Genomic DNA, 18,483 nt, shown 5'->3' on the forward strand with positions numbered 1-18,483 from the left:
GTGGTATTTATGCACGATCCGAAAATTTATATAAAAAATTACATAAAAAATATGACTGCGCTGATGAAGTATAAAGACGGCGAAGATTACGAAAAATGAAAAAAATCCGCAAAAGAAAAGCTTTTCTCTCTTTTGGGAATGGACAAATTTCAAAAATGCGATTTGAATTTTAAAATCACGCGCGAGGAAGATACCGAAGACAGGCACGAAATTTATTTTACATATCAGAGCGAACCCGGATACGAACCTGTTGCCTGCCTTGTTATTCCGAAAAATATAACAAAACCGCTTCCGCTTGCGGTTTGTCTGCAAGGACATTCAACCGGCATGCACATATCGCTCGGCAAAATTAAATATGACGGCGACGAAAAGCTTTTGTACGGCGGTGACCGCGATTTTGCCGTGAGAGCGGTAAAAGAGGGATATACGGCGCTTTGCATTGAACAGCGCGGATTCGGCGAATGCGGAGGAGATGAACACGGACCGCAGTGTCATATTTCGACAATGGCAAATCTTTTAATAGGCAGAACCACAATCGGCGAAAGAGTTTGGGACGTTATGCGCGCGCTTGATACTGCCGAACAACACTTTTCCGATTATGCAGACATAAACAAAGTTATTTGTATGGGAAATTCGGGCGTCTTATCCGTGACGGGCATACAGTGCTCATCAAACAGATTTTTACTGTCCTTCGTCATATTCCACCACTCTTTAACGGTGCCGTTTCCGTCTTTATCCTTTGACGCACCCGTGCAGTCAAGGGCGGTTGCACCCGAATTTATAAGGTGAATTATGCCGTTTTTCGCCATTCCTTCAAGTTTTTTGCCTGTTACTCTTTTTACGGAGTCGGGCGACCAGTATGTGCGCACGTCGTGGAAACACGGCGCTTTGCCCGTAAGAAGTGTGGCAAAAAGCATTGAAATGCCGTTTAATGTGTCATTTTCGGTTGCAAAAGCAAACGGCGCTTTTTTGCCGTTCCAGTCAAAGCTCGACGCCATAATCGCCTCGGTAAAGTCGCCGTTGGGAAGCCAGTCCGTCCACATTCTCTGACCCTGAAAACCGCCGGCTATGCCGTTTCTGCCGAGGCTTTCCTCGCACCAGCCCATTTCTTTAAGCTTGGGATTTCAAAAGAGAATATCGCGCACAATTTTACAGTTTTCTTTCCAATACTCGTTGTCTATTTTCCACATTTTGCCGCTAAGATGCAGAAATTTAAACATCGCATAAAGCCGTTTAACCTTAAATGACGGCTTTAAATTTTTTGCGTGTTTCATTACTTTCGACGCTGTTTTATCAAGCTTTTTCAAGAATGTTTTCTTAAATTTTTCGGGCATATCGTTCCAGAATGTTCCCCAAACCGACTGCGTAACAGTGTGCGTCCGCGCAACGCCCCAGTAGTCCATACTGTCTTTGATGTCTTTTACCGCGGACTTCATACCGCCTCCGCCTGCCGTTGTGATGATGACCGCCTGCTTGTTTGCCATATCGAAATTCGGACGGTGAACAAGCCATCTGTAACCGTAGTGGTCTAAAAACGATTTTATCTGCCCCGGCGCGTGAAAGCACCATACGGGCGCGCAGAATATTATAAGACTTGATTTTGCAATCGCATCGTTTATCGGCTTTAAATATTCAAAACCTCCGCATTTTTCCTCTTTGCCGTTAAGACACGCATAGCACCCCCCGCAGATATGAGGCATATCGTCGGGAAGTGTAAATTCAAAAACCTCTCCGACGTTATCAAGCCGTGAAATAAGGTATTTTGCGCCGTTGTATGTACTGCTGTTTTTTCGGTTTGTCGCTTTTATTAAGGTTATGTTCATATTATTACCGCCCAGTTTTTTGCTAACTAACGTTTGTTAGGTGTATTATAATATTATTTATTTTATTTGTCAACAGTAAAACTGTATTGAAAATTTTGAAAATTGCTGATATAATTATAGTATAAATGAAGTTGGGAGATTATATATGAGATATATAGATTTGCACGCGCATCTTGACGGGTCAATTACCGTGCCGATTGCAAAAAAACTTGCAAAAATGCAGTCGATACCTCTGCCCGATGACGAACAACTTAAAAATCTTATAGTTGCGCCCGAAAACTGCAAAAGTTTAAACGATTTTCTAAAATGTTTCAGCTTTCCGCTGTCGCTTTTGCAAACCGAAAAATCGGTGTCCGAGGCGGTTAACCTTGTGCTTTGCGAAATGCAGAACGAGGGCGTTGTTTATGCCGAAATTATGTTTGCTCCGCAGCTGCACACGCAAAACGGAATTTCACAGGAGAATATCGTTTTATCGGCAATAGAGGGACTGAAAAAAGCACCGATATGCGCGAATCTTTTGCTTTGCCTTATGCGCGGAAACGGAAACGAGAGCGAAAACCGCGAAACGCTCCGTCTTGCAGAAAAGCATCTTGTGCGAAACGGCGGAGTCACAGGCATAAACCTTGCAGGCGCGGAGGCACTCTACCCCACCCAAAATTATACCGATATTCTCAACGAGGCGAAAAAACGCGGTATTCCGATGTCGGTTCACGCAGGCGAAGCGGACGGCGCGCAAAGCGTGAAAACCGCAATAGATACCGGCGCGGCGCGGATAGGTCACGGTGTGAGAGCGTACGAGGACGAAGAGGTGCTCTGCCTCATAAAAGAAAAAGGCATCACGCTTGAAATGTGCCCTACGAGCAACAAAATAACAAAAGCAGTTGCCGATATGAAAAATTATCCTTTTATGAAATACCTTGATATGGGTATAAAAGTCACCATAAACACAGACGACAAGGCTATAGAAAACACCACGACTGCACGTGAATTTGAATATATGGAAAAGAATTTTTCACTTTCACGGAAACAAAAAACCAAGGTGCTTGAAAATGCGGTAAATTCCGCTTTTACAACAGATGAAGTCAAAGAAAAATTAAAAAAACTTATTGTGAGCGAATAAAAAACCGCAGAATTCCCATCTGCGGTTTTTTTATTTATTGATTACAATTTTTTCGTTCATACTTCCCGTACGGTATCCCTGCAAATCCATCGTCACATATGAAAATCCGAGCGCTTTCATATCTTTATACAAATTTTCCCGTATTGCAAGCAATTTTTCAAACTCATCAGGCAGTATCTCTATGCGCGCAATATCACTGTGAATACGAACCCTGAACTGCTTAAAACCCGAGACGCGCAATATCCGCTCCGCATTTTCAACCTGTTTCAGCTTTTCAGCGGTGATTTCCTCACCGTATGCAAATCGTGACGCAAGACAGGCAAAAGATGGTTTATTCCAAGTAGGCAGACCGAGCTTTTCGGACATTTCGCGAATTTCACGTTTTGTAAAGCCTGCCGTTTGCAATGGGCTTAACACTCCCAATTCGCGGATTGCCTTCATACCGGGACGGTAATCGCCGTTGTCGTCAAGATTTGACCCCTCAACAACTGCTTTTGCGCCGTTCTCCTCGGCGGTTTTCTTTATAATGCCGAATATCTCTTTTTTGCAAATATAGCACCTGTTTATCGGATTTTCTGAAAATCCTTTTATATCAAGCGGTTCGACGTCGCAGATAATTTGTTTTATATTCTCGCGTTTGCAAAAATCCTCCGCCTCGCAAAGCTCATTAGCTGGAATTAACCGAGAGCGCACCGTAACCGCCGCAGCGCCGTTTCCGAGCGCGTCCTTTGCCGCCTTTAGCAAAAAGGTTGAGTCCACACCGCCCGAAAAAGCCACAGCAACACTGCCCAAAGATTTTAATTCATCTGTCAGTTTTTCATACTTACTGCGCATTTTTCTTCGTTTCCTCTCCGATCAGCCGGCGTGCTTCGCTCACGGAAACGCCGAGCTTTTCCGAAATTTTTGCAACATCGTCATATTCGGTTTTTGTGCGTTTCACGCCGTACCCCTCCGAGCATTTAACGCGCACGTCACCGTATTTTGTATTAACAACGCTTTCCGTTCTGTCAAGCACATACCGCTCACATATATTCTGCCTTATGCCGATGGTTGAGGTATATCGGAAAACAGCGCTTATTACCGCATCCTTGTCCGAAATTTTGCAAATGCACGAAAGCAGTGTTCCGGGGCGGTTCTTTTTCATACCTATCGGCACGGTAAAAACATCAATCGCGCCCGATTTCACAAGCTGCTCCGATGCATAGCCGATTTCCTCCGCCGTCATATCGTCAATATTGCATTTTAACTCCAAAACTCTGTTATCTTCATTTTCTGTTTCGCCAATCATAACGCGGATACAATTTGCCGTATCAAAGTCTTTCGTACCCATTCCGTAACCGATTTTTGAAACACGCATAACAGGCATATCGCCGAATTCGTCGGCAAAATGAGCCAAAAGCGCGGCGCCTGTAGGTGTGCACATTTCGTCCCTAATACTTCCGCTGTAAATCGGAATATCCTTTAGTATATATACCGTCGCAGGCGCAGGAACGGGCAATATTCCGTGCGCGCACTTCACCTGACCGCTTCCTACGCGGACGGGCGACGCGATAATTTTATCAACCCCCAGCTCGTGTATAAGCATACAAACGCCTGTAATATCCGTCACGGCGTCCATCTGCCCTACCTCGTGAAAATGTATTTGATCAATCTCACAGCCGTGTGCACGGCTTTCAGCCTCTGCAATAAGGTGGTATACTGCTTTTATATCCGCACGCACCTTTTCGGGAATGTCAAAATGTTCGATGATATGTTCAATTTCGTGCATACCCGTATGGTGATGATGGTGATGTCCGTGCATATGCACGTCCTCGTGCAAACCGTCAACACTGACGTCGGTATGCGTTCCCGTTATACCGCATTTTACGCTTTGAGTTTTCGTTACCGTAACATTAGGGATACCGAGCGCGTTTAATCTGCTCAAAAATCCCTCCGCATCAGAATGAAGCTCCAGCAATGCGGACATCAGCATATCCCCTGCCGCGCCCATATTGCAGTCGATGTATAATGTTTTCATTCGTTAAGTCCTCCCATATGGTTTATCATACTCGCCTGATACGCCGCACCGAAACCGTTGTCTATGTTTACAACGCTGACACCGCTTGCGCAGGAATTGAGCATTGATAAAAGCGCCGCCAGACCGTTAAATGCCGCACCGTACCCTACGCTCGTGGGAACGGCTATAACGGGGCAATCGGCAAGTCCGCCGATAACGCTTGCAAGGGCGCCTTCCATTCCGGCAATCGCAATAATAACGCGCGCGGTCATTATTTCATCTGTATGCGCAAGCAATCTGTGAATACCGGCAACGCCGACATCATACAGACGCATTGTATTGTTGCCGAGCATTTCGGACGTAACCGCCGCCTCCTCAGCAACGGGAATATCGCTTGTTCCGCCCGTTGCGATAACGATTTTCCCGACGCGTTTTTCCGGCATTGAGCCGATAATGCCTATATTTGCCGTATCGTAATATTTAAGCGTAATTTCGCTGTTTATTTTTTCCGCTTTTTCTTTATCGAGCCGTGTGATTAAAATGTCTTTTTGACCGTGCTTTGCAAAAGACTGTGAAATGCCTATGATTTGTTCGGCGGTTTTCCCTGCACCGTAAATCACCTCCGACACGCCCTGACGCGATTTTCTGTGAAAATCGGGTTTTGCATATCCCAAATCTTCAAATGGTTTGTTTTTTATCCTAAGCAACGCGCCGTCAGCGGAAATCTTTCCGTCCGCAACATTCTGCAATAACTTTTTGATTTCATTTTGTTCCATAAATTCACCTTCAAAATGTCCGAACGGTTATTCCCTGTTTTTGAATAGTGCCGTTTTTATTCTGCCTTTCGGGTCCTTTACAAGCAAAATTACAAGCCAAATAACAAGTCCGAGCGCAATCACAGACAAGCCGAGGTAAAAATCATTCAGCATATCAAGCGGTTCGGGAGTGAAATATTCCGCTCCGAGCTTTGCGTATTCAAATATCGCATCCGCAAGCCACATAAGCGACGCTCCCCAAAACATAAAGACGGGAATATGTAAAAGCATATCATTTTCCGCATCGTTTCTGTACCACAAAACCGTACATATAATCGCCGCAAATATTGATGTCAACAGTGTCATTTGTTCTCTCCCCATTTTGCCGTTTTCAATCCGTCATTTACGGCAAATTTCTCAAATTGGTGAACAACTGCCAGCATACCGCCCCAAACGGCAGTAACGATAAGCCCCATTGTAACACCGGTTGTTGCAATTTCCTTCAGCATTTCAAATGCTCCCGTTTGAGTCTGCACCGCGGTCAAAAACGGGAAAAACGGCACAACTTCGCCATGCCAGATGTGTTCAAATGCCAAAAGAGCACTGCCTCCCCACAGCATATTTGAAAGCCACTTCACCTTGCGCGAGAATGGAATTTTGACGTTTGTTTCACCCTCATTTTTCTTTACTTTCTTTGCAATTACCGATACTGCCGCCGCCTCTGCGACAGGTGCAATAAAACAAGCCATTTTTAATATCCTCCTGTTAAATATTTTTTCAAAAGTACGCGCCGCGTCTTCAGACAATGTTCTTATTTTTAAATACTGCGGACAAATTTTTTCGCATTTTACGCATTTTATACAATCTTCTGCGGCTTAAAAATTTCGCACACACTTTGTATGGTGTCCGACTCTTTCTCGTTAAGCAGTTTAAAGTCTTTCATAAAGCTTAAATTGAGTTTATTATATCACTCATAAACGTTACAGTCAATAAATCTTTCTGAAATTCATTTGAATTATTATATAAAAACAACAAAAATAAGGAGGCAATGCAAAACAAATTTGTTCTGCTATGCTTCCTTATAATCTTAAAAATTATCTGTTTTCGTAAACGCTTATTCTGCTCAACGCACGTTTTAATTTTACTTTTGCAAGATTTAATTCGTAGTCGCTTGTTTTCTTTTTCATGGCATTCTCGGCGCGTTTTTTCGCGTCGAGCGCACGGTTTATGTCGATTTCGTCCGCCCATTCAAAGCTGAACGCGATAATTTTCGCATTTCCGTCGGTTACGCAGAGTGTACCGCCGTTGCACGAGCCGACGCGCACTTTGCCGTCTTTTTTCACACGCGCTGTGCCGATTTCAAGCGGAACAACGTAATCCGCGTGGCGCGCAAGTATGCCGACGTCGCCGTTCACCGCGCGGACGATAAGATTTTCTATATTATCGTCAAATTCCAGTCCGCCCGGCGTTACGATTTGAAGTCTAAATTCAGCCAAATTCAAAACCCCCTATCGTTTTTTAGCCTTTTCGACAACCTCGTCAATAGTGCCGGCAAAAAGAAATGCGGATTCGGGAATATCGTCGTGCTTGCCCTCTAAAATTTCTTTAAAACCGCGCACGGTTTCTTTAAGCGGAACGTATTTTCCGGGCATACCCGTAAACTGCTCCGCAACCGAGAACGACTGCGACAAAAATCTCTGCACTTTTCGCGCACGGTTTACCGTGAGCTTGTCGTCCTCCGAAAGCTCGTCCATACCCATAATCGCGATAATATCCTGAAGTTCGTTGTATCTTTGCAAAATTTTCTGCACTCCGCGCGCGGTTTCGTAATGCTCTTTGCCCACAATATCGGGCGAAAGTATTCTCGAAGTTGAATCGAGAGGGTCGACCGCCGGATAAATACCCTGTGACGCAATCTGTCTTGAAAGAACGGTTTTCGCGTCAAGGTGGGCAAAAGTCGTTGCCGGTGCAGGGTCGGTAAGGTCGTCAGCAGGGACGTAAACCGCCTGAACAGACGTGATTGAACCTTTTTTTGTAGATGTAATTCTCTCCTGCAAAGCGCCCATTTCGGTAGCAAGAGTCGGCTGATAACCAACCGCGGACGGCATACGTCCCAAAAGCGCCGAAACCTCCGAGCCTGCCTGGGTAAATCTGAAAATGTTGTCTATGAACAAAAGCACGTCCTGACCGCATTTGTCACGGAAATATTCCGCCATTGTAAGACCCGAAAGCGCAACTCTCATTCTCGCTCCGGGCGGTTCGTTCATCTGACCGTACACGAGCGCGGTTTTATTCAAAACGCCCGATTCTTTCATTTCGTTGTAAAGGTCGTTTCCCTCACGCGTTCTCTCGCCGACTCCCGAAAACACAGAAAGTCCGCCGTGCTGTTTTGCAACGTTGTTGATAAGTTCCATAATAAGCACGGTTTTGCCGACGCCGGCACCGCCGAAAAGACCGATTTTACCGCCTTTTGCATACGGGCAGATAAGGTCAACGACTTTTATTCCCGTTTCGAGAATTTCCGTCGCGCTCTGCTGTTCGTCATAAGCCGGCGGTTTGCGGTGAATACACCATCTTTCCTTTGTTTCGGGCGCAGGAAGATTGTCAACCGGCTCGCCGAGAAGATTGAAAATTCTGCCGAGCGTTTCTTCGCCGACGGGAACGCTGATACCGCTCCCCGTGTCAACCGCTTTTGCACCGCGCACCAAACCGTCGGTCGAGCTCATTGCAATACATCTTACAACGTCATCGCCGATATGCTGTGCAACCTCCGCAACAATGGTTTTTTCGCCGTTTTTCACCTCAATCGCATTCAGAAGATTGGGCAAATGTTCATCATCAAATTTTATATCAAGCACAGGTCCCGTAACCTGCACCACTCTGCCGATATTTTTGTTGTCCATATATCTCACCTGCTTTTCAAATTATTCTTGTGAGCCTGCTACAATCTCGGTGATTTCCTGTGTTATCGCCGCCTGTCTTGCGCGATTGTAGCTTAAATTAAGGTTATTTATCATTTCGTCCGCGTTTTTGTTTGCCGACTGCATAGCATTTCTGCGTGCCGAAAGCTCGGACGCGAGCGACTCTGCAACCGCACCGTAAACAATACCGCCGATATACTGCGGAACGGCGAAATCGAACACCGCCTCATACGACGGTTCGTAAATTATAAGGCTTTTTGTGTCGTTTTTTTCTTCGCCGCGGTAGATAATCGGCAAAACCTCGTCGCTTGCCGGCATCTGGCTTAAAAAATTCACAAATTTTGTGTATTCCACCTTCACCGAGCCGAATTTCCCGTCAAGGTATGCTTTTGAAATTTCTTTTCCTATCGCGTCGCAGTCCGAAATTGATACATCTTCGGTGACGTTATATTTTTTTGTAAAAATTTCCGCACCGCGGTGTTCAAAATGTTCAATCGCCTTTCTGCCTATGGGAAAAACAACGTCACCGTCCTTTAAATCGACCGATTTAAAAAGATTGCTGTTATATCCGCCCGCAAGCCCTCTGTCGCCTGCAATAACGATATGACACGTCGGCTTTGACTCATTGAGCACGCAAAAAGGAGACGAAAAATCTTTGTTGTTCTTCGCAATGCCGTCCAAAGTTTCTTTCAAAATTTCAAAAAAAGGACGGGAATTTTCAATTTTGGCGCTCGCTTTTTTCAGCTTTGACGCCGCGACAAGCTCCATTGCTTTGGTAATCTGCTTGGTGTTTTCAACGCTTTTTATGCGGTTTTTGATTGCCTTCATATTGCCTGCCACAAATATCCCCCCTTATTTGGACGAAAGAAAGCTCTTTTTGCAAGCCTCAACCGTACTTACGATTTTTTCCTCGGTTTCTTTTGTAAGGTCGCCCGTTTTTGCAATTTCGTCTATAATCGACGGCTCATTGTTTTCAATATACGCAAAAAGCGTGTTCTGAAATTCCGCTATATCTTTAATTTCAATATCTTTTAAAAGGTCATTTATAACCGCGTAGATTATAACAACCTGAAGTTCAACCTTAACGGGCGCGTTTCTATCCTGTTTTAAAACCTCCACAATTCGCTCGCCCTGTGCAAGACGTTCCTTCGTGTCGTCGTCAAGGTCGGAACCGAACTGCGCGAATGCCTGAAGCTCACGGTACTGCGAATATGCAAGTTTAAGCGTTCCCGACACTTTTTTCATTGCCTTAATCTGCGCATTTCCGCCGACACGCGACACGCTTATTCCGGGGTTTACCGCCGGCATAATTCCGCTGTGGAAAAGTTCCGACTCAAGGAATATCTGACCGTCGGTGATGGAAATAACGTTTGTCGGGATATACGCCGAGATGTCGCCTGCCTGTGTTTCGATAATCGGAAGTGCGGTGAGCGAACCTCCGCCGTATTCGGGCGCAATTCTCGCCGCTCTTTCCAAAAGACGCGAATGGAGATAGAAAACATCGCCGGGATATGCCTCACGTCCGGGCGGACGGCGGATAAGGAGCGACAGTGCACGGTATGCAACCGCGTGTTTTGACAAATCGTCATAAACTATCAAAACGTCCTTGCCCTTGTGCATAAAATATTCGCCCATAGCACAGCCCGAATAGGGCGCGATATACTGGAGCGGTGCAAGCTCGGACGCGGTGGACGAAACAATGATTGTATAGTCCATAGCTCCGTTTTTTGCGAGCGTGTCCGCAATGGACGCAACGGTTGAATTTTTCTGACCGATTGCAACGTATATGCAAATAACGTCTTTGCCTTTTTGATTTATAATTGTATCGAGCGCGATAACGGTTTTTCCCGTCTGGCGGTCGCCGATGATAAGCTCACGCTGACCTCTGCCGATAGGAATCATAGAGTCAATCGCCTTAATTCCCGTTTGGAGCGGAACGCTTACCGATTTTCTTTCGATAATTCCCGGCGCGTTGCTTTCAATGGGGCGCGTTTCGTTTGTGTTTATAACGCCCTTGCCGTCGATAGGCTGACCGAGCGCGTTTACAACTCTGCCGATAAGCGCCTCGCCGACCGGCACCTCAACAACTTTGCCCGTACGTTTTACAATGTCGCCCTCTTTAAGTTCGGAATCCGAACCGAGAATAACAAGGCTGACGCTGTTTTCTTCGAGGTTTAACGCCATTGCAAGTTCGCCGTTTTCAAACTCAACAAGTTCGTTTGCCATACAGTTATCAAGCCCCGACGCGCGCGCTATGCCGTCGCCGACCTCTATAATGTAGCCCGTTTCTTTCTGCTCGATTTTATTTTCGTAATTCTTAATCTGCGCCTTTATGACGCTTAAGATTTCCTGTGTATCAAGCTGCATTTCTTCACCTTCCTCTTGTCAGGCACAATTATGCCCTGTAAAAAATATGCTTTTTCATATCCTCAAGTCTGCTTTTAACGCTTAAATCAAGCTGTGAATTTTCAAAGCGCACCACAAAACCTCCGAGTATTTCAGCGTCGCACGAAAAGTCGGCGCAAACGGTTTTTCCGGTCATTTTTTCAAGCTTTTTAACAAGATTTTCTTTTTGAACATCAGAAAGTTCAACCGCCGAAATAACGCTTGCACGCTCGATATTATGCGCCTTGCGGTAAAGACGCGCATACTCTTTTTCGCAGTCAAAAAACAAATTTAAAATATTTTTCGACGCCAAAAGCTTTATAAAATTCACACTGTATCCGCTTAATTTTCCGCCGAACGCATCATTTGCAAGTTTGTCCTTTTCAGACTTTTCAACGGCATAAGAATTAAGAAGTTTCAAATATTTTTCCTCGGCTTTAAAAACCGCCGATATAACCGACAAATCGTCCAAAATCTTCTTTTCTTCTTTTTCCTCGCGTGCAAGCTCGTAAAGCGCCGCGGCATAGCTTTGTGCAGTATTTTTCATAGCTATTCACCCATTTTGCTGATAATATCATCAATCATTTTTTCGTGATCTTCTTTTTTCAAATCTTTTTCAATAACCTTTTGTGCAATATTCACCGCAAGATTGGATATATCGCCTTTGATTTCGTTTACGGCGGCGGTTTTCTCCTGCTCGATTTCTCTTTCAGCTCTGTCGAGAATTCCCCTCGCCTCTTTTTTAGCATCGTCAACAATGGCATTACCGCGCGCCTCTGCATTTTTCACAGCACTGCCCACAATCTCCGACGCCTCTTTTTTTGCATCTTTAAGGCGGTTTTCATATTCTTCTTTTAATTTTTCAGCCTCGGTACTGGACGAATTTGCTTTTTCGTAAAGCGAATTTATCTCGTCCTCGCGCTGTTTCAAAATGTTTTTTATCGGCTTAAAAAAGAACTTTTTCATCAGCAAAAAGAGGATAAGCAAATTCGCCCAGGTAAAAATGAGCGTCCATACATCTATGGTGACAAAAGCCAAGTATTTTTCCATAGCCTTTCCTCCTTAAAATTTGTAAATCTTCGGGAAAAATCAAAGCTTGCCGATAAGGGGATTTGCGAAAAGCAAAATCATCGCAACAACCAAACCGTAAATACCGGTAGACTCCGCAACCGCACAGCCGAAAAGCATTGTAGACGTGATGTCGCCTTTCGCCTCGGGCTGTCTGCCTACCGCCTCGGCAGCCTTACCTGCCGCGTAACCCTGACCTATACCGGGACCTATACCTGCAATCATCGCAAGTCCCGCGCCGACTGCCGACGCCGCCAAAACTATTGCTCTTTCCATAAAAAAATTCCTCCTTATAGTAAAAAATATCAGTATAAACTTATTCAGCCGCCGACGACACAAAAACCATCGTCAGCATTGATATGATGTATGCCTGCAAAAAGCTTGTGAAAAGGTCGAAATAGACCGACAAAATCGCAGGCAGTCCAACCTGAAAAATCGGTATGCTATTTATAAAATCGTTTGGTATAAAACCCAAAACAAAATTACTCAATGCCGCAAGCGCGCTGTATACAAGCGACGTTATAACCACGCCCGACGCTATGTTTCCGAAATGACGGAACGCGATTGAAATGGGGTTTGCGACTTCGCTTATAAGGTTTAGCGGAGTGAGCACCGCAACAGGCTGTGTGAACGACTTTATATAGCCGAAAATCCCGTTTGTTTTAATGTTTGTAATCTGCACCATCATAAACGTCACCAGCGCCCAGCCGAGCGTTGTGCTGAGGTCTGCGGTGAGCGGACGCATACCGAGGAGACTCGAAAGACTTCCCAAAATGGAAAGCGTGAAAAGCGCGCCGATATACGGAACGAATTTTTCAAATCTTTCTCCCATAACCTCGGTTACGAGATTATGCAACATAAGATACAGTTTTTCAGCGGCAATTTGCCTTTTGCCGGGATTTTTAACCTTTAAACCGCGTGTAAGGTATATTGACATCAAAACGATAAACGCCATAATGTACCAGCTATTGACAACCGTTTCGGTCACGTTTATACCGCCGAAAAACGGGAGTGTAAACACAATTTTAGGGCCGTTTACTTCAACGTTCAACTTTTTGCGCCTCCTTTTTGTGCGTGTCCGCATACGACAGGCACATTATTATGATACGCGGAAAAATGAGCGGAACAATCATTGCCCAGTGATTTATAAATTCGCTTTTAATCGCAAAATAAATCATAAGCGCAATAAACACCATTCTTAAAAAATATCCTCCGCCCATAGCGCTCAATGCCGCGTTTTTCTTCTTTTTGACACTTCGCTCAATGTATACCGCAAGGAAAAAATAATTTAAAAACGCGGCGGAAAAGCCTAAAAGTGTGCCGAAAAGTATTGAATTTTGATAACCCAAAACGATTGAGAAAATAACGGCACTTATCGCCGAGCAGATTAAAAGACCTATTCCCATTCGTTTAAGTTCGTAAACAGATGATGCCGAAAGCATAAAATCACCCTTTTTATTTGTCGCTTTTATTTTCTTTTTCAACAAGCTTTATAAAATTCAAAAGACTCATAAAACCTGCACCGCAGCCGACGATTATTCCCAAAATCACTGCATAATCGCCGAGCATAAATTTATTTTTAATATAAATCGCAATAATTATGCACAAAATAACGGGAGTTATAATATTAAATCCAAGCTGTGTAACGTATGCAAGCGCCTTTAAGCTCTTGTATTTTTTATTCAATTTTAACACCTCGACGCGCGGTTTGTCAACATTAAAATGCCGTGTTTTGGGCATTTTTATAAAATTGACCAACCGTTTATATGCTAAAAGAGAGCCAAACAAAATATGTTCAAACTCTCTTTAATTTCATCAGTCAACTTTCAAATCTTCGGGACGCTCTTTAAGATAGCCGAAATGGTACAAAATAGCGTCAACAGTGCGTTTGGACGCAGTTCCGTCACCGTACGGATTTGCGGTTTTTGATATTTTTTTGTAAAATTCACTGTCGCAGATAAGGTCGGCTGCATATTTTACGATAACATCTTTTTCGATACCGCCCATTATAACCGTGCCTGCCTTAACCGCCTCGGGACGCTCCGTTTCGGTGCGCAATACGATAACGGGTTTGCCGAGGCTCGGAGCCTCCTCCTGAAGTCCGCCCGAATCGGTCATAACCATATAACAGCGGTGCATAGCATTGTGCATATCAACAACGTCGAGCGGTTCGATAAGATGCACTCTGTCCATACCGCCGAGAATTTTGTTTGCAACCTCTCGTACGGCAGGGTTTAAGTGAACGGGATAAACAACCTCAACGTCACTGTGTTTTTCAACGATTTCTTTAACCGCCGAGCAGATGTTCTCAAGCGGTTTTCCGAGGTTTTCTCTGCGGTGCGCGGTCATAAGAATAACCTTTTTCGCATTGAAATCAACCGAATTTAAGTATTCGTCTTTAAATTTATAGTTCTCTTTTACCGTCGATTTGAGCGCGTCGATAACGGTATTTCCCGTTATAAAAATGTTTTTTTCGTCAACATTTTCTTTAAGAAGATTTTGCTTATTCGCAGCAGTCGGCGAAAAATGCAAATCCGCAATCGCGCCGGTAAGACGTCTGTTCATCTCTTCGGGATACGGCGAATATTTGTCATATGTGCGCAGTCCTGCCTCAACGTGACCGACTTTCGTCTGATTGTAAAAAGACGCGAGCGCGCCGACAAAGGTAGTGCTGGTGTCGCCGTGAACAAGCACAATGTCGGGTTTTGCCTCGTTTATAACGTCATAAAGACCGGTGAGCGCATTTGTTGTAATGGACAAAAGCGTTTGTCTGTCTTTCATAATATTCAAATCGTAATCGGGTGTGATGTTGAAAATTTCAAGCACCTGGTCGAGCATCTGTCTGTGCTGTGCTGTAACCGCAACGATAGACTCAATATTTTCGTTTTTTTCAAGCTCCTTTACAAGCGGAGCCATTTTTATAGCCTCGGGACGTGTCCCGAAAACCGTCATAACTTTAATCATTTTTTTCTTCTCCTTTTTCCGTGCCGGAATTTTTGGTGTTATCTTCTGTGTTATCTTCAGTTTTTCCGTCTGTATTTTCGTCTGTAACAATTTCTGTTTTCTGTATATTTTTGCCTTTTTTTCCCGAGCCGAACACAACGTCACCGCTCTGTTTTTCTGTCTTTTCGCGGTGAATGGTTATATAAATACTGAAAACCGCAACTATAAGAATTGACACAACAATCCAAATTGCCTGCTGTGCGCCTCTGTCTACCATAACCACCGCGGTAAGTCCCAAAAGCGTGCTGATTATATAAAGTATCGCAACCGCCTGTTTCTGCGAAAATCCCATATCCATAAGCTTGTGATGAAGATGTCCCCTGTCCGCGGTCATAACGGGTTTACCGTTCCAAACGCGCCTTACAATCGCAAAAAGCGTATCGAAAATCGGCAGTCCGAGAATTAAAAACGGCGCCACAAACGATATGATAAGGTAGCCTTTAAACAAGCCCTGTATGCAGATTATCGAGAGCATAAATCCCAAAAACTGCGCGCCGGTGTCGCCCATAAAAATTTTAGCCGGATTAAAGTTAAACGGCAAAAATCCTATGCACGCGCCTGCAAGCGCCGCCGAGATTATCGCAACCGTCGGTTCGCGCAGAAGTATTGCTATAAAGAAAAGCGAAAACGTCGCAATGGACGATACACCTGCCGCAAGTCCGTCAAGTCCGTCGATTAAGTTAACTGCGTTTGTCACCGCGACAATCCATATCACCGTGACGGGTATGCTCGCCCAGCCGAGGGGCAGAATTCCGCCCTTTATGATGAAATCGGGCACCGAAAGATAGGTTATTTTTATTCCGTTAAGCGCAACGACAACCGCCGCGAGAAGCTGGAACAAAAGCTTTTTCTTCGGTTTAAGTTCAACGGTGTCGTCCACAATTCCCATTGCAACAATGATAATCGATCCTAAAAGTATACCGCGCAGTGTTTCGTCAATCGGACGGTAAAAGCACAAAAGGCTGATAAACGTTCCGTAGAATATCGCAAGTCCGCCGATGAGCGGAGTTGATTTTTTGTGTATTCGCCTTTTTCCGTCGGGCACGTCCACCGCGCCCATTTTAAACGCCATTTTGCGCACTAACGGTGTGGACACAAAAGACAGAATAAACGCGAGCGAAAAGCTTAAAATCAGCGTTGTTAACATATCCATTTAATATTTCTCCTGCCTTTTGAATTAAAATTTTCTGTCCACAAAACCGAGCTTTCTGTGAACCTTGGAGAGTGTGCGCGACGCAAGTTTCTGTGCCGCAAGCGCACCTTTTTTGTATATTTCTTCAATGTATGCTTTGTCTTTTATAAGCGCGTTATAACGTTCGCGTATCGGACGGAGTTCTTCAACCGCCGCCTCGGCAACGCTCTGTTTAAAGTCGCCGTAGCCTTTGCCGTCAAATTCCGCTTCAATATCGCTTATCTCTTTTTTAGTGATTGCGGAATAAATATTTATAAGGTTGTTAATTCCGTCGTGTCCCTCGCGCACTTTTATAAGATTGTCCGAGTCGGTCACGGCGCGTTTGATTTTACGCACAATCGCGTCGGGAGTATCGAGGATTGAAATAAATCCGTTCTCGTTGGGGTCGGATTTCGACATTTTCGAGGTCGGCTCCTGAAGGCTCATAATTCTTGCGCCTGCTTTGGGTGTAAAGCCTTCGGGGATTTTAAACACATTTCCGTAAACGCCGTTAAAACGCATTGCAATATCGCGCGTGATTTCAAGGTGCTGTTTCTGGTCGCTGCCGACGGGAACAAGGTCGGTCTGATAAAGCAAAATATCCGCCGCCATAAGCACGGGATACGTGAAAAGTCCTGCGTTTATATTGTCCGCGTGTTTTGCGCATTTGTCCTTATACTGCGTCATTCTCGAAAGTTCGCCCATATATGTAAAACAGCTTAAAACCCACGAAAGTTCCGCGTGCTGGGGAACGTGCGACTGGAAGAACAGAATGTTTTTCTCCGCGTCAATTCCGCACGCAAGATACTGCACCAAAAATTCAATACATCTTTTTCTCAAAAGCGCACTGTCTTGACGCACCGTGATTGAGTGCAGGTCAACCACCGAAAAAAGGCAGTTGTAATCGTTTTGCAAATCTACCCAGTTTTTCAGCGCGCCTATATAGTTACCCAGCGTAATGCAACCCGTCGGCTGGATACCGCTGAATATAATTTTCTTTTTTTCTGTCTTGTTTTCCGCATTGTTTTCCATTGTATTCACACCTTTTTATACGTATTCTTTAAGAATTTCGCCGAGAATTTTCATTCCCTCGTCTATTTTTTCGTTTGACACGGTTGTATAGTTTAATCTGAAGCAGTTTGACACCTTGTCAATGTCAGCCATACACGTTCTGCCGGGCACAAACGCAATGCCCTTTTCAACCGCTTTTTCAAATATTTTGCCTGTGTCAATGCCCTCGGGCATAGTGCACCAGAGGAAAATTCCGCCGTCGGGATTTGTAAGGCTAACGCTGTCGGGGAAATATTTTTTTGCGCCGTCAAGCATTGCCGCGCATTTTTCACCGCATTTCTGGGCAGAAATTTTTATATGTTCGTCAAAATCGTAATTGTTTATATAATCCGTTACCATCATCTGATTTAAAAGCGGAGTGTGTACGTCGTTAACCTGTTTTACAACCACAACTCTGTCCATAATGTCCTTATGGCAAGTCAAAAATCCAACTCTCATACCGGGCGAAAGAGTTTTCGAGAATGAGCCGACGTACATGACTCTGCCCTCGTCGTCAAACGATTTTATCGCCGCAACGTCCTCACCCCTGAAACGAAGTTCGCCGTAAGGATTATCCTCCAAAATAAGGCAGTTGTATTTTTTCGCAATTTCCAAAAGTTTTTTGCGTTTTTCAAGACTTAATGTAATACCCGTCGGATTCTGGAAGGTTGTGATGGTGTATATAAATTTGATATTTTTCTCGGTTTTTAATATATTTTCAACCTGTTCAAGGTCGATACCGTCCTCTTTAACTTCCGCCTCAAAAAGGCGCGCATTATACGAACGGAACGAATTGAGCGCGCCGATAAAACTGGGCGCCTCGACGATAACACCATCGCCCTCGTTCAAGAGTGCTTTACCCACAAGGTCGATTGCCTGCTGTGCGCCTGTGGTTATAATGGTCTGGTCAAAATCTTTGCCGACGTTTTTTTGAGCATTTCTTTTTTCAACAATCTCGATAAGCGGAGCATAACCCTCCGTTATGCCGTAAATAAGCGCTTTTGCGCCGTTTTTTTCAAGTATACCGTCCGCAATTTTTCCAAGCTCTTTTGCAGGGAAAAGTTCGGGCGACGGAATACCGCCGGCAAACGAAATGATGTTGCTTTTGCCGAGCATTTTAAAAATTTCTCTTATAGCCGAAGCCTTAAGCGATTTAACCCTTTCGGAAAGTAAATTTGAATATTCCATTTT

The 18,483-nt window shown here is 44.5% G+C and carries 22 protein-coding genes and 1 pseudogene; 2 read left to right on the plus strand and 21 right to left on the minus strand.

Annotated elements, in window-relative coordinates; translation table 11 throughout:
• Positions 1-138 precede the first annotated feature (138 nt).
• The gene (locus H8706_RS01715; RefSeq protein ID WP_262431250.1) at positions 139-789 is read left to right on the plus strand and encodes an alpha/beta hydrolase family protein; all 651 of its coding nucleotides are present in this window, start codon (positions 139-141) and stop codon (positions 787-789) included.
• 113 nt (positions 790-902) lie between these two features.
• On the opposite strand, the pseudogene fucI reads toward H8706_RS01715, so the two are convergent.
• Positions 903-1,112, minus strand: a pseudogene (fucI, locus tag H8706_RS12500) (L-fucose isomerase); the annotation flags it as partial.
• Between the two features lie 12 nt (positions 1,113-1,124).
• A complete protein-coding gene (locus H8706_RS01725; protein ID WP_394354508.1) occupies positions 1,125-1,823 on the minus strand; it encodes a flavodoxin family protein in 699 nt (232 codons plus the stop codon).
• A gap of 145 nt (positions 1,824-1,968) precedes the next feature.
• Between H8706_RS01725 and add the strand changes: the two genes are divergently transcribed.
• Positions 1,969-2,943, plus strand: coding sequence for an adenosine deaminase (gene add / locus H8706_RS01730; protein WP_262431251.1), 975 nt, complete (start codon positions 1,969-1,971; stop codon positions 2,941-2,943).
• A gap of 30 nt (positions 2,944-2,973) precedes the next feature.
• On the opposite strand, the gene larE is transcribed toward add, so the two are convergent.
• The 19 genes from larE to H8706_RS01825 form a co-directional block, all read right to left on the minus strand.
• Positions 2,974-3,777 carry an ATP-dependent sacrificial sulfur transferase LarE gene (larE, locus tag H8706_RS01735; RefSeq protein WP_262431252.1) on the minus strand — a complete coding sequence of 268 codons (804 nt, stop codon included), beginning with the start codon at positions 3,775-3,777 and terminating at the stop codon, positions 2,974-2,976.
• Complete coding sequence (gene larC / locus H8706_RS01740) at positions 3,767-4,960, minus strand: nickel pincer cofactor biosynthesis protein LarC (protein WP_262431253.1); 1,194 nt, start codon at positions 4,958-4,960, stop codon at positions 3,767-3,769. The genes larE and larC overlap by 11 nt, the downstream gene beginning before the upstream one ends.
• Positions 4,957-5,715, minus strand: coding sequence for a nickel pincer cofactor biosynthesis protein LarB (larB, locus tag H8706_RS01745; protein WP_262431254.1), 759 nt, complete (start codon positions 5,713-5,715; stop codon positions 4,957-4,959). Before larB ends, larC begins: the two co-directional genes overlap by 4 nt.
• Positions 5,716-5,742: 27 nt before the next feature.
• Positions 5,743-6,060, minus strand: coding sequence for a hypothetical protein (locus H8706_RS01750; RefSeq protein ID WP_262431255.1), 318 nt, complete (start codon positions 6,058-6,060; stop codon positions 5,743-5,745).
• Positions 6,057-6,443, minus strand: coding sequence for a hypothetical protein (locus H8706_RS01755; RefSeq protein ID WP_262431256.1), 387 nt, complete (start codon positions 6,441-6,443; stop codon positions 6,057-6,059). The genes H8706_RS01750 and H8706_RS01755 overlap by 4 nt, the downstream gene beginning before the upstream one ends.
• Positions 6,444-6,788: 345 nt before the next feature.
• Positions 6,789-7,190, minus strand: coding sequence for an ATP synthase F1 subunit epsilon (gene atpC, locus H8706_RS01760; RefSeq protein ID WP_262431257.1), 402 nt, complete (start codon positions 7,188-7,190; stop codon positions 6,789-6,791).
• 12 nt (positions 7,191-7,202) lie between these two features.
• Positions 7,203-8,597 carry a F0F1 ATP synthase subunit beta gene (gene atpD / locus H8706_RS01765; protein WP_262431258.1) on the minus strand — a complete coding sequence of 465 codons (1,395 nt, stop codon included), beginning with the start codon at positions 8,595-8,597 and terminating at the stop codon, positions 7,203-7,205.
• 21 nt (positions 8,598-8,618) lie between these two features.
• Complete coding sequence (gene atpG, locus H8706_RS01770; protein ID WP_262431259.1) at positions 8,619-9,455, minus strand: ATP synthase F1 subunit gamma; 837 nt, start codon at positions 9,453-9,455, stop codon at positions 8,619-8,621.
• Between the two features lie 12 nt (positions 9,456-9,467).
• Positions 9,468-10,982 carry a F0F1 ATP synthase subunit alpha gene (gene atpA, locus H8706_RS01775; protein WP_262431260.1) on the minus strand — a complete coding sequence of 505 codons (1,515 nt, stop codon included), beginning with the start codon at positions 10,980-10,982 and terminating at the stop codon, positions 9,468-9,470.
• A gap of 28 nt (positions 10,983-11,010) precedes the next feature.
• Entirely contained in the window at positions 11,011-11,547 is a 537-nt protein-coding gene (gene atpH / locus H8706_RS01780) for an ATP synthase F1 subunit delta (RefSeq protein ID WP_262431261.1), read from the minus strand.
• Between the two features lie 2 nt (positions 11,548-11,549).
• Entirely contained in the window at positions 11,550-12,050 is a 501-nt protein-coding gene (gene atpF, locus H8706_RS01785; protein WP_262431262.1) for a F0F1 ATP synthase subunit B, read from the minus strand.
• A gap of 39 nt (positions 12,051-12,089) precedes the next feature.
• Positions 12,090-12,344 (minus strand): ATP synthase F0 subunit C, encoded by a 255-nt coding sequence (atpE, locus tag H8706_RS01790; RefSeq protein WP_178347866.1) that lies wholly within the window; start codon positions 12,342-12,344, stop codon positions 12,090-12,092.
• Between the two features lie 40 nt (positions 12,345-12,384).
• Complete coding sequence (locus tag H8706_RS01795; RefSeq protein ID WP_262431263.1) at positions 12,385-13,119, minus strand: F0F1 ATP synthase subunit A; 735 nt, start codon at positions 13,117-13,119, stop codon at positions 12,385-12,387.
• Positions 13,109-13,510, minus strand: a complete 402-nt coding sequence (locus tag H8706_RS01800; RefSeq protein WP_262431264.1) for an ATP synthase subunit I — start codon at positions 13,508-13,510, stop codon at positions 13,109-13,111. Before H8706_RS01800 ends, H8706_RS01795 begins: the two co-directional genes overlap by 11 nt.
• Before the next feature lie 13 nt (positions 13,511-13,523).
• Positions 13,524-13,754, minus strand: coding sequence for an AtpZ/AtpI family protein (locus H8706_RS01805; protein ID WP_262431265.1), 231 nt, complete (start codon positions 13,752-13,754; stop codon positions 13,524-13,526).
• Between the two features lie 129 nt (positions 13,755-13,883).
• Positions 13,884-15,032, minus strand: coding sequence for a non-hydrolyzing UDP-N-acetylglucosamine 2-epimerase (gene wecB / locus H8706_RS01810; protein ID WP_262431266.1), 1,149 nt, complete (start codon positions 15,030-15,032; stop codon positions 13,884-13,886).
• Entirely contained in the window at positions 15,025-16,224 is a 1,200-nt protein-coding gene (locus H8706_RS01815; protein WP_262431267.1) for a glycosyltransferase family 4 protein, read from the minus strand. Before H8706_RS01815 ends, wecB begins: the two co-directional genes overlap by 8 nt.
• Before the next feature lie 24 nt (positions 16,225-16,248).
• Positions 16,249-17,274 carry a tryptophan--tRNA ligase gene (gene trpS, locus H8706_RS01820; protein WP_178347871.1) on the minus strand — a complete coding sequence of 342 codons (1,026 nt, stop codon included), beginning with the start codon at positions 17,272-17,274 and terminating at the stop codon, positions 16,249-16,251.
• Positions 17,275-17,289: 15 nt separating this feature from the next.
• Positions 17,290-18,480 carry an aminotransferase-like domain-containing protein gene (locus H8706_RS01825; RefSeq protein ID WP_262431268.1) on the minus strand — a complete coding sequence of 397 codons (1,191 nt, stop codon included), beginning with the start codon at positions 18,478-18,480 and terminating at the stop codon, positions 17,290-17,292.
• Between the last annotated feature and the right edge of the window lie 3 nt (positions 18,481-18,483).

The organism is Qingrenia yutianensis, assembly GCF_014385105.1.
Taxonomy (GTDB): domain Bacteria; phylum Bacillota; class Clostridia; order UMGS1810; family UMGS1810; genus Qingrenia; species Qingrenia yutianensis.